Source organism: Leptospira vanthielii serovar Holland str. Waz Holland = ATCC 700522, from assembly GCF_000332455.1.
Taxonomy (GTDB): domain Bacteria; phylum Spirochaetota; class Leptospiria; order Leptospirales; family Leptospiraceae; genus Leptospira_A; species Leptospira_A vanthielii.
In genome coordinates, this window is the sequence record NZ_AOGY02000050.1 from 1 (window position 1) to 9,751 (window position 9,751).

At 33.5% G+C, this 9,751-nt stretch carries 12 protein-coding genes; 11 read left to right on the forward strand and 1 reads right to left on the reverse strand.

Going from position 1 to position 9,751, the window contains the following annotated elements; genetic code table 11:
* Positions 1 to 198 precede the first annotated feature (198 nt).
* The 11 genes from LEP1GSC199_RS10605 (at position 199) to LEP1GSC199_RS10660 (ending at position 9,438) form a co-directional block, all read left to right on the forward strand.
* Entirely contained in the window at positions 199 to 789 is a 591-nt protein-coding gene (locus LEP1GSC199_RS10605; RefSeq protein ID WP_002982112.1) for a hypothetical protein, read from the forward strand.
* Positions 790 to 992: 203 nt separating this feature from the next.
* Entirely contained in the window at positions 993 to 2,804 is a 1,812-nt protein-coding gene (locus LEP1GSC199_RS10610; protein ID WP_002982130.1) for an NACHT domain-containing protein, read from the forward strand.
* A 293-nt stretch (positions 2,805 to 3,097) separates the two neighbouring features.
* Positions 3,098 to 3,436 carry a type II toxin-antitoxin system RelE/ParE family toxin gene (locus tag LEP1GSC199_RS10615; RefSeq protein ID WP_002982106.1) on the forward strand — a complete coding sequence of 113 codons (339 nt, stop codon included), beginning with the start codon at positions 3,098 to 3,100 and terminating at the stop codon, positions 3,434 to 3,436.
* Between the two features lies 1 nt (position 3,437).
* A complete protein-coding gene (locus LEP1GSC199_RS10620; RefSeq protein WP_002982108.1) occupies positions 3,438 to 3,767 on the forward strand; it encodes a helix-turn-helix domain-containing protein in 330 nt (109 codons plus the stop codon).
* A gap of 230 nt (positions 3,768 to 3,997) precedes the next feature.
* Complete coding sequence (locus LEP1GSC199_RS10625; protein ID WP_002982121.1) at positions 3,998 to 4,606, forward strand: hypothetical protein; 609 nt, start codon at positions 3,998 to 4,000, stop codon at positions 4,604 to 4,606.
* A complete protein-coding gene (locus LEP1GSC199_RS10630) occupies positions 4,596 to 5,132 on the forward strand; it encodes a hypothetical protein (protein ID WP_002982128.1) in 537 nt (178 codons plus the stop codon). Before LEP1GSC199_RS10625 ends, LEP1GSC199_RS10630 begins: the two co-directional genes overlap by 11 nt.
* Before the next feature lie 664 nt (positions 5,133 to 5,796).
* Entirely contained in the window at positions 5,797 to 6,474 is a 678-nt protein-coding gene (locus LEP1GSC199_RS10635) for a YdcF family protein (RefSeq protein ID WP_002982115.1), read from the forward strand.
* Between the two features lie 423 nt (positions 6,475 to 6,897).
* Positions 6,898 to 7,143 (forward strand): ribbon-helix-helix protein, CopG family, encoded by a 246-nt coding sequence (locus LEP1GSC199_RS10640; protein ID WP_039926605.1) that lies wholly within the window; start codon positions 6,898 to 6,900, stop codon positions 7,141 to 7,143.
* A complete protein-coding gene (locus LEP1GSC199_RS10645; protein ID WP_039926606.1) occupies positions 7,140 to 7,565 on the forward strand; it encodes a type II toxin-antitoxin system VapC family toxin in 426 nt (141 codons plus the stop codon). Before LEP1GSC199_RS10640 ends, LEP1GSC199_RS10645 begins: the two co-directional genes overlap by 4 nt.
* Before the next feature lie 698 nt (positions 7,566 to 8,263).
* On the forward strand, positions 8,264 to 8,455 hold the full coding sequence (locus tag LEP1GSC199_RS10655; protein WP_002980453.1) for a hypothetical protein: 192 nt from the start codon (positions 8,264 to 8,266) through the stop codon (positions 8,453 to 8,455).
* Positions 8,456 to 9,108: 653 nt separating this feature from the next.
* A complete protein-coding gene (locus tag LEP1GSC199_RS10660; RefSeq protein ID WP_232420756.1) occupies positions 9,109 to 9,438 on the forward strand; it encodes an integrase core domain-containing protein in 330 nt (109 codons plus the stop codon).
* A gap of 37 nt (positions 9,439 to 9,475) precedes the next feature.
* On the opposite strand, the gene LEP1GSC199_RS10665 is transcribed toward LEP1GSC199_RS10660, so the two are convergent.
* Positions 9,476 to 9,727, reverse strand: coding sequence for a hypothetical protein (locus tag LEP1GSC199_RS10665; RefSeq protein ID WP_039926322.1), 252 nt, complete (start codon positions 9,725 to 9,727; stop codon positions 9,476 to 9,478).
* Positions 9,728 to 9,751: the final 24 nt, after the last annotated feature.

Consider the following 9,751-nt stretch of genomic DNA (forward strand, 5'->3'; position numbering starts at 1 on the left):
ATGCAGGCTCAGCTCCGAGGAACGTCGTTTAGCCTCGTTCGTTATGCGAATAATTTAAGAAATTAATAAAAATAATAATGAAAAACCAAAAAATTATTAAGAAGTATAACAGTTATCCTTATATTCTTCATATCTATAAATTTAATTGCACAATCGAACTCGACAACAGAAGCTAATAGACCGAGAAAAAAAATACATATGTATTTTGCTCCTACTGCTTTTTCAAAAAGTTCAATCAATCTACTCCAGAGTATCTCTAACAATCTATATTTCGGTTTTTCATATAGAACTGGTGAGCAACCAATTCAAAAACATGAAATCATGCCCGGAATTTATGAAGACTCAGTCGATATTCAAGAATTTAAAAGAACTAGGATGAATGAATATTTTGGATTGCGAACTCAATACTTCTTTTTTGGCAACATATATGGTAGCATAAATTTTGGTTTAAATAAAGCCTATAAAGAAGAACAAAAAAATCAATTCCTTGTTCAAGGTAACAATATTGATTTCAAACCATATCAAAAAGTGACTACTTTTTCCGATAGATATTCTGCTTCTCTAGGAATTGGATACAGAAAGGAAGTTTTCGATTTTTTTATTATTGGTACAGAATTTGAATATGGGATATTATCAACCAGAAGGGTGAACGAACATTATTCTTTTAATCCACAATATTTCTATGGATTACCAGATAATTATGTTACCGAACAAGTTTACCTAAGAGAAAAGAATCAACCTTCACGGGATTACATTAGTGTTTCTCTATACGCAGGGATTGCTTTATAACCTTAAATTACTTCGCATAACAGCGTGGAAACGCTGCGCTTCGGGACGAGCCCTCGCTTGGGCTGCGCCACATTTCCCTTCTGTCACTCGTTTGCATCCGCAAACTCCGTGCCAGTCCCTAACGTCCCGTTCGGGACTCAGGGTCGGGAAACGTCGTCTCCACTAGTTCGTTATGCGACATGCAAATTAAATAAGGAAAAAAAATGGAAGAAGATAAATTAATAGAAGCATTTATAAAATCATCTAGTGAAATTTTTCTATCGAATATCGGCGAAGGGATTAAATCTCTAAAAGAAGAAACAATTTTATTTTTCCGCACAAATATTAAAAATTACTTAAAAAAAACCTTAAATAAAATTTCGCACGTAAAGACAATATTACACAAGTCAACGCCAGTTTATCTGTATGATATATATGTTCCTTTGACAGTACAATCCGAAGATAATCAATTTCAATCAAAAGAATTACTAAACTTCATTAAAACCGACAATTTCTGTACAACATTAATTGGTGAAGCCGGAAGCGGAAAGAGCACATTTATAAAGGATCTCTTTATTCAATATATACTCGAAAAATCAAAAATTCCTTTGCTTATTGAACTAAGAAGCATTGATTTCGAAACCTCCACACTTGAATCTCACATAAAAAGCGAATTAAGTTATGATAATTTTCTACCCAATGAGACTATTTTTGAAAGAAAATTAAAAGATGGGTCTTTTGTATTTTTCTTAGATGGTTTTGATGAAATAAACTCATACAAGAAAAATAATTTAGCAAATTCACTTCAAAGTTTTATCAATAAATATAACGAAAATAAATTCATAATCACTTCGAGACCGTTTGCAAATATAGAATTATTAGCTGGATTTAGGAATTATAAAATATTACCCTTTACAGAATCGGAAATTAGGATATTCGTAGAAAAGCAGCTAAAGAGCGATCCAAAACAAAGCAAGAAAATAATAGAGACACTTAAAGCTTTACCTAAAGAAAGCCCAATCCGGGAATATATTTTCAATCCACTACTCCTCTCACTATTTATTCTAACATATCAAACAAACTCCTTAATTCCCAACAAACGTCATATATTCTATAGAAGGGTTATTGACGCCTTATTCATAACTCATGACAGTTTAAGTAAAATTGGGTTTGAACGTGAATATAAATCCGAATTGCCACAAGATAAAATAGAGGAAATATTAAAAAGATTCTCAGCTTTAACTTATTTTAAAAATTTGATAACATTTGATTCAACTGAAATAAATAAAAATCTTAACCTAATCAAAGAAAAAACTAATTTTGAATTTGATAACAATGCATTTATCGAAGACATGAAAGTAGCTGCTTGTCTTTGGGTAGAAATTGAAGGAAAGTATACGTTTGCACACCGGTCAATACAAGAATATTTCACAGCTCTTTATATCTCCAACTCAGAATCTTCCTCTATGGAGAAGCTTTTTAAAAAATTTAAGGTTAGTAGAATAAATCCTCACTCAGACCACTCCAATTTACTTTCATTGTTAAAAGAAATGGCTCTATTACATTACAATAAGTTCTATCTTGAACCAATTTTAAATGAATTTCTAAAAAAAATGAAGGCAAACACAAAGGAAAACATTAAAAAGATTATCTGCAATCTCGCTACTGGACTAATATTTCATGACAATATTCCCCAAAAAAGTAAATTAAACAATATAGGAATTGGAATTGGATCACTATACGATCATTATCAACTACTTACAAAAGAGTTCGAAAATATTCCATATTTTACCATTTTATATGAAACTATCCGAACAGAAGGAACCAAATATTTCAAAGACAAACCGGAGTTTCACAACAATACTTTACTGAAATTTAATGATCATCCAAAATTTTTAGATCTATTGGCTTCCAATATTGGTTTAAAAAAATTCTCAAAGGAAATGGTTAAAAATTTGAATAATTACCATAAATCATTAAAAATAAGTATTAATAATGAAATAAAAAAAGAGAAAGAATTAGTTGAGCTAATCTAATATCATGCACGTCGCATAACAGCGTGGAAACGCTGCGCTTCGGCACAAGGCCTCGCTTGGGCTACGCCACATTTCCCTTCTGTCACTCGTTTGCATCCGCAAACTCCGTGCCAGTCCCTAACGTCCCGTTGGGACTCAGGGTCGGGAAACGTCGTCTCCACTAGTTCGTTATGCGAACATTTCCGAAAGTCCAAATAAAAACGGGCGTCCGTGCCCGTAAGACAGATTAAATGGCATCAAGAATTAGATAGAATTTTCTTGACAGATATAACGCATATGTTATATTACCTTCAGTGTATGAGATAAAAAGAACTGAAGAACTAATTCTTTGGATCAAGGAACTAGATAATGAAGCAAAAAAGGACATTTTAGTCTCTATCGAAATTCTTAAAGAATTTGGTCCTAGGCTTGGACGGCCACATGTGGATACTATTACCGGATCTAAAATTAAAAATCTTAAAGAACTTAGAGTTAATAGTAAAAATAGACCTTTCCGAATTTTCTTCGTTTTTGATCCAAAGAGAAACGCTATTTTACTCATTGGTGGAAACAAAGCGACTTCAAAAAAATTCTATCCTGTGATGATCAAAAAAGCAGAAGAATTATATTCTGAATACTTGGGAGATTTGTAATATGGTTAAGAAAAAAATAAAAAAAGAATTAAAAAACTTCGACGCTGACCTAGAAAAATTTGTTCCACAAGATATCATTAATCAAGCTAAAGCTGAGGCCCAAAAACAAATTTTCAAATTGAAACTTGCTGAGTTAAGACAAAATCAAGGAATCAAACAAACTGATGTTGATGGATTTTCACAAGTAAGTGTATCGAGAATCGAATCAAGAGCTGATATTAAAATCTCAACTCTGGTCGATTATGTTCATGCCTGCGGTTTCGATGTTGAAATTAAAGCTGTTCCAAGAAGAAATAAAAAGAAAGAAGAGTTTCTTCTCTTAAAAGCCTAGCTAAAACGCCATCCGTGGCTTAACTAAATTATGTATCTCGGAAACGTCGCATAACAGCGGGGAAACGCTTCGCTTCGGCACTGCCGGCCTCGCTCGGTCTGCGACACATTCCTCTCCGTCACGCTTTGTTGCTCTCGCAAAAAGCGCGCCGACGCTAACGCCTACTACGTAGGCTCAGCTACGAGGAACGTCGTCTCCCCTAGTTCGTTATACGCAATAATCCAAAATATATGAATAACATAAAAAAACTTTTAATATTATTCTCTCTTTTAGCAAATTGTTCATCATATCAAATTACTGAGAACAAAGGTATAAATCAGAAGGAAATTATTTGGATCTCTGCTTCGATAGGCTCAGATAATATACGAAATTATACACATCCAAATGACTCAGCAAATCTTTCTTTAAGAATTGCAAATCAGCTCAATAATTTAGATAATAAAAAGGATTATCGAGTTGCTTATAATAAAAATCAAAAATATTCAAATTTTCTTACGGATATTCAAATAAGGATACTTTCTTCAAAGACAGAAATTCCAGAGAAATCACTACTTCCAACTATCTTCACGGCTGGACTATTTTTGCTATTCGGCGGAGATTCTTTCGAAGATACCCTTTTTGCTAAAATTGAAATTTCTATCTTCGACGAAAATAAAAACAAAATAGAATCTAAATCTATGAATTTTTTACACAAAAAACAATACAACATTTATTCATATATTTTTCCCTTTATTAACTATCGAGTTATGAATTTATCGGATTGCAACCCAAGGAACTCATTGGTTTTTTCCGATTTTATTTGCGATAATATTCTTACTTTAATTAAACATGAAAATTAAACTATTAATTCTACTTTCGCTAAATTTCTTTTCATGTTTGCTTCTAACAAAACAAATAGAAATAAACAATATAAATGAGAATAAACAACATGTAAATGTCATACTAAGTTTTGATTATGCTCACGAAATAAACGGTTCGCAAATAGAAATAACTTCAGAAGAAATCGAAGGAATATTTAGTTCGATAATTACCGGCCTAGAAAAAAATAATATTAAAACAGAAGGGAACGATTTCGAACAAATTATTGAAGTTAAAATAAGAATCAATGAAAGAAAAAATACTTATATCTCCAGAATTTCTGCATACACATATAGTTTGATACCTCACTACGTTTTAGTTGACTTAGAATACATATTAACGGTAAAAAATATAAATGGAGAAAAAATCAGATCTCATACATTCTTCTCAGAATCAAAAGGAATAAACTCCATAATTTTCTTTCCAATATCGCTTTTTTATAATCCAAAAAAAGCATTTTCCAATCATTTAATTGATGCTACTGACCTATTAGTAAATCAAAGGTAAAGTTGGATTACTGCGTATAACAGCATGGAAACGCTGCGCTTCGGCACGAGGCCTCGCTTGGGCTGCGCCACATTTCCCTTCTGTCACTCGTTTGCATCCGCAAACTCCGTGCCAGTCCCTAACGTCCCGTTAACGGGACTCAGGGTCGGGAAACGTCGTCTCCACTAGTTCGTTAATTGCAATTAGTTAATTCTATTCAAAAAAACCAGCGCGCAATTTTTCTTAAAAGCTGAAAGTCCAACTTTGCTCAATTCAATAATAGATCTTTATATCGGTTTTATTACTTTGTTAATGATTCAGGCGTTTTAAAGAAAAGAATAAGAAATAAGAGATTTATTTCGCTACATTTCCTATTATTTTTTGGTCACGGTTTGCATGATTCAAAAATGATTGTCGGGCTTTGAAGACAAAGAATAAGAATGAAAATTTGCGCACTGGGATTTCAAACACTTCGTATTATTAGCAAATACAACATAAAACCAACTGCAATTAACTACCGCTAACCACTTCGCTTCGGGACTTCGCCCTCGCTTGGCCTTCGGCACATAGGCTATTGTCACTCCTCTTGCTTACGCAAGCCTCGTGCCAATCCCTAACGCCTCCGTACGGAGGCTCAGGGTCAGCCTACGTTGGTTAGCTAGTTCGTTAAGCGCAATTACTTAAAATGCTTCTTGAAAATCACAAAAAAATAACTGAAAAAGATTTAGAATCTGCAAACTTAATATGGAATTTTCTTTCTATTCGGGATACCTTTCAAAAATCAGATCTAATATTTGTCTTATGTAGTCATGATTTGAGAGTTGCGAAATATGCCGTTGATCTTTATAAACAAGGTTTAGCCAAATATATACTCTTTTCAGGTGGTTTAAATTTCTTTACCAAACATATTTTCCCTAATTCAGAAGCTGAAGCTTTTGCAAATTTAGCAATCTCTGAAAATATTCCAAAAGAATTCATAATTATAGAAAATAAATCCTCCAATACAGGGGAAAATATTCAATTTTCTAAACAACTCCTCTATTCTTTGAATCTAAAATTCGAAAATATCATCGCTGTTCAGAAACCTTCAATGACTTTAAGAATTAAGTTAGCATTAGATAAACAGTGGCCTGATGGAAATTTTTCTATTGCTTCACCAAACTATAGTCTTTTTGATGCTCCGCATTCACATAGTAACCTTTTTATGATTATTAATGAAATCGTTGGTGATCTACAAAGGATTATTGAATATCCGAAATTAGGTTTTCAATCAGATACGATTATTCCAGATCAAATAATTTTAGCTTACTGTCAATTAATTGAAAATGGCTATAATTTACATTTAAACAAAGCAATTTTTTGAAATTCTAAATTTAGGTTAATATTAAAGATATTCTGCTAACCTTCATTTTTTTTAAAAAAAATCTAAATTCGAAAAAACGAAGAGTTGAAAAAATAAAAGAAAGTAATATTGTTTTAGATTAGAATTTTATACGAAATAAGCTCTTACAAATAAGTAACTGCGCTTAACAGCAGCTAACCGCTTCGCTTCGGGACGAGCCCTCGCTCGGTCTGCGACACATAGGCTTCTGGCACTCCCCTTGCCTGCGCAAGTGTCGTGGCCAGTCCCTAACGTCCCGTTCCGGGACTCAGGGCCAGCCTACGTCGGTTAGCCTAGTTCGTTATACGAAATTTGTGCAAATTTGCTTTTTAAAACATAAAAAATGAGGAAAGATTTTCTTGACAAGAGAAAGAAGATGTAATACGCTTGTATTACAAAACCATTATGATAAGCTTACGATTACCAGAAGAACTAGAAAAAAAACTTTCTGAAGTTGCTAAAATAGAAAATAAAAGTAAATCGGAAGTAATTAAAGAATCTTTAGTTTACTATATAGATAATTTCGCAAAGCAACCTTCGGCATACGAATTAGGTGAAAAGTATTTCGGACTATATAAAAGCGGAATCACTGATAAATCAATTAACCATCAGAAGTATATTAAAGAAGCTTTAAATAAAAAGCGTAAATGATTAAAGCAATTATTGATACTGGTCCAATTGTTGCCTTTTTCGATGAGTCCGATAATTATTGCCTGCAGTGTCGATCCTTTCTTAAAAATTTTAAAGGTAAATTATTTACGTCACTTGCGGTTGTTACTGAAGTTTCGTATTTATTGTCAGATAATAAGAGAATTCAAAAGGCTTTTATCGAATGGATCGATAACAATGCAATCTCAATATTAAATCAAGATAACGAACAATTTAGTTCAATTTTGTTTTTTATGGACAAATATTCAGATCGACCAATGGATTTTGCTGACGCTTCACTTATGACTATTTCCGAAGTTTATGAAATTCAAAATATATTCACTTTAGATAGCGACTTTCGCTTTTATAAATCGAAAAAAGGAAAATCGTTAAAAATCATCAACGAAAGCATGCTTAAAGATTAATTAAAGCACAAACTTCGTATAACAGCGGGGAAACGCTTCGCTTCGGCACAAGGCCTCGCTCGGTCTGCGACACATAGGCTTCTGGCACTCCTCTTGCCTTCGCAAGCGTCGTGGCCAGTCCCTAACGTCCCATTGGGACTCAGGGTCAGCCTACGTCGTCTCCCCTAGTTCGTTATACGCAATTTCTTCAATCATATTACTTAATAAGCAGGGAACATGGAAACAATAACAAACGTCATAAAAAATAACATAGAATTATCTGTTATTCTATTTATATACATTACCTCAGTAGTAATACTCTTTTTCCGATTGCAAATGAAGAAAGAAGCTAAAGGAATTTCCAAATTACCATCACTACTACTATATTTAATAATTTGCATTAATTTTCTTATACCAATATGTCTGATACAGTCGATTCTTAACTTATTTTCAGTTAGTAAGGAAGACTTACCAGCATATATCTTCAGTAACTTAGGTATAGTCTTAAGTTCCGGTATTATTCCAGTTCAGATGAAAACGCAATTTTGCTGACCTAAATTAAGCTAATACTCCAAGCCGAAAATGGAGATTAGAGATGGAAAAACAAGTAAGAGAAAGACGTACGTTCAAAGCGGATGACAAGATAGGCATCATCCGAAAACACCTATTAAAATCAAAGTTTGGTAGACACCTGTGATGAATATCGGATTCATCCAACCATGATGCAAAATTGGTTAAAAATAGTATTGGAAGCAGGACGCGAAGCATTGGCTGGGTCGAATCAAAAAGAATCCAATGAAAACAAGAAACTGATAGAAAAGTATGAAAAGGAACTGGAGAGGAAAAACAGAATCATAGCCGAACTCACAGGGGAGATCATCGACCTAAAAAAAGAAGCTGGGGAGCTCTGACAGGATTACATGTTTCGACTGCATTAAAGCATGAGATTGTAAATACCTTAGATCGGCTGAAAGAGGCGTCAGGTCTCCCCATCAAATACCTGTGTAGTAAAATAGATGTAAATCCAGGCAAGTTAACTGTTTGGAGAAAACGCCACGTATCAAATCACCAAAGAAAGTAAATTCCAAAAATCGCATTGGATAACACCAGAGGAACGAAAGGCAGTTGAAGATTACAAACGAAATCATCCATTCAAAGGATATGTTCTTTTGGCATGGATGATGATTGATGAAAACATAGCATATATGTCTCCTTCTAGTGTATATCGCATTCTGTGGACTGTGGTTTAAACCGCAGATGGCAAAAGCCCTTGGGAGATCAAGAAAACAGGTTTTGATCAACCTAAAGCTATTCATGAACACTGGCATATGGACATATCATATATCAATTTTAAAGGGTAGTTTTGTTTATTTTGATTATCAGTGTTAGACGGTTTTTTCACGTGCAGTCCTTGCATGGTCAATCAGTACCCGAATGGAGTCACTTGATACACAGTTAGTTTTATGGGGACGCATGCGACAAATGGCTTGGAGGCGAGTCAGTAGCGGTTCGTCTTATAACTGACAATGGATCTCAATTCTTGACTAAGGAATTCAAACAAATTTTGAAAGAATTTTCTATCCATAATGTTCGGACTTCTGTAAATCATCCTCAGTCCAACGGGAAACTAGAAAGATTTCATGGAACCATTAAGACTGAGTTAATCCGTGAAATACCAATGTATTCACTCGAACAAATTAGAGAAGAAGTTGGTAAATGGATTGAAGAATACAATTCGGTAAGACTTCATTCTGCAATCGGTTACGTAACACCTATGGATGTGTTTTATGGTCGCAAGGAAAAGATTTTAGCAGAAAGAAAAGAAAAACTACTTGAAGCAAAATTGAAGAGAAAAGAATACTCGGTAAAGGCTAATATAAGGCTTGTTGCTTAGCTTAATTTTGAATCTCAAAATTCTGTTTTTCACTGAACTAAGACACAAATATATCATGATAAATTGAAAAGCAATGTGATATTTCATTCAGAAATTCTCGTCTTAAGTTTTTATCTCTTTCGATTAGTTCTCTTATAGCGCTGAATTTTAGTTCACGAAAGGCTATTTGATAGGCTATAAAACCTGCAAATAGAATACCACCTATGATTAGACATTCTTTTACTATCTCTAGAAAATATTTAATATCAAAGCTGCAGTCCATAGATAATAATTCAATAAGTTCAATCATTTATTAATTTCCTTCATTTCGGCT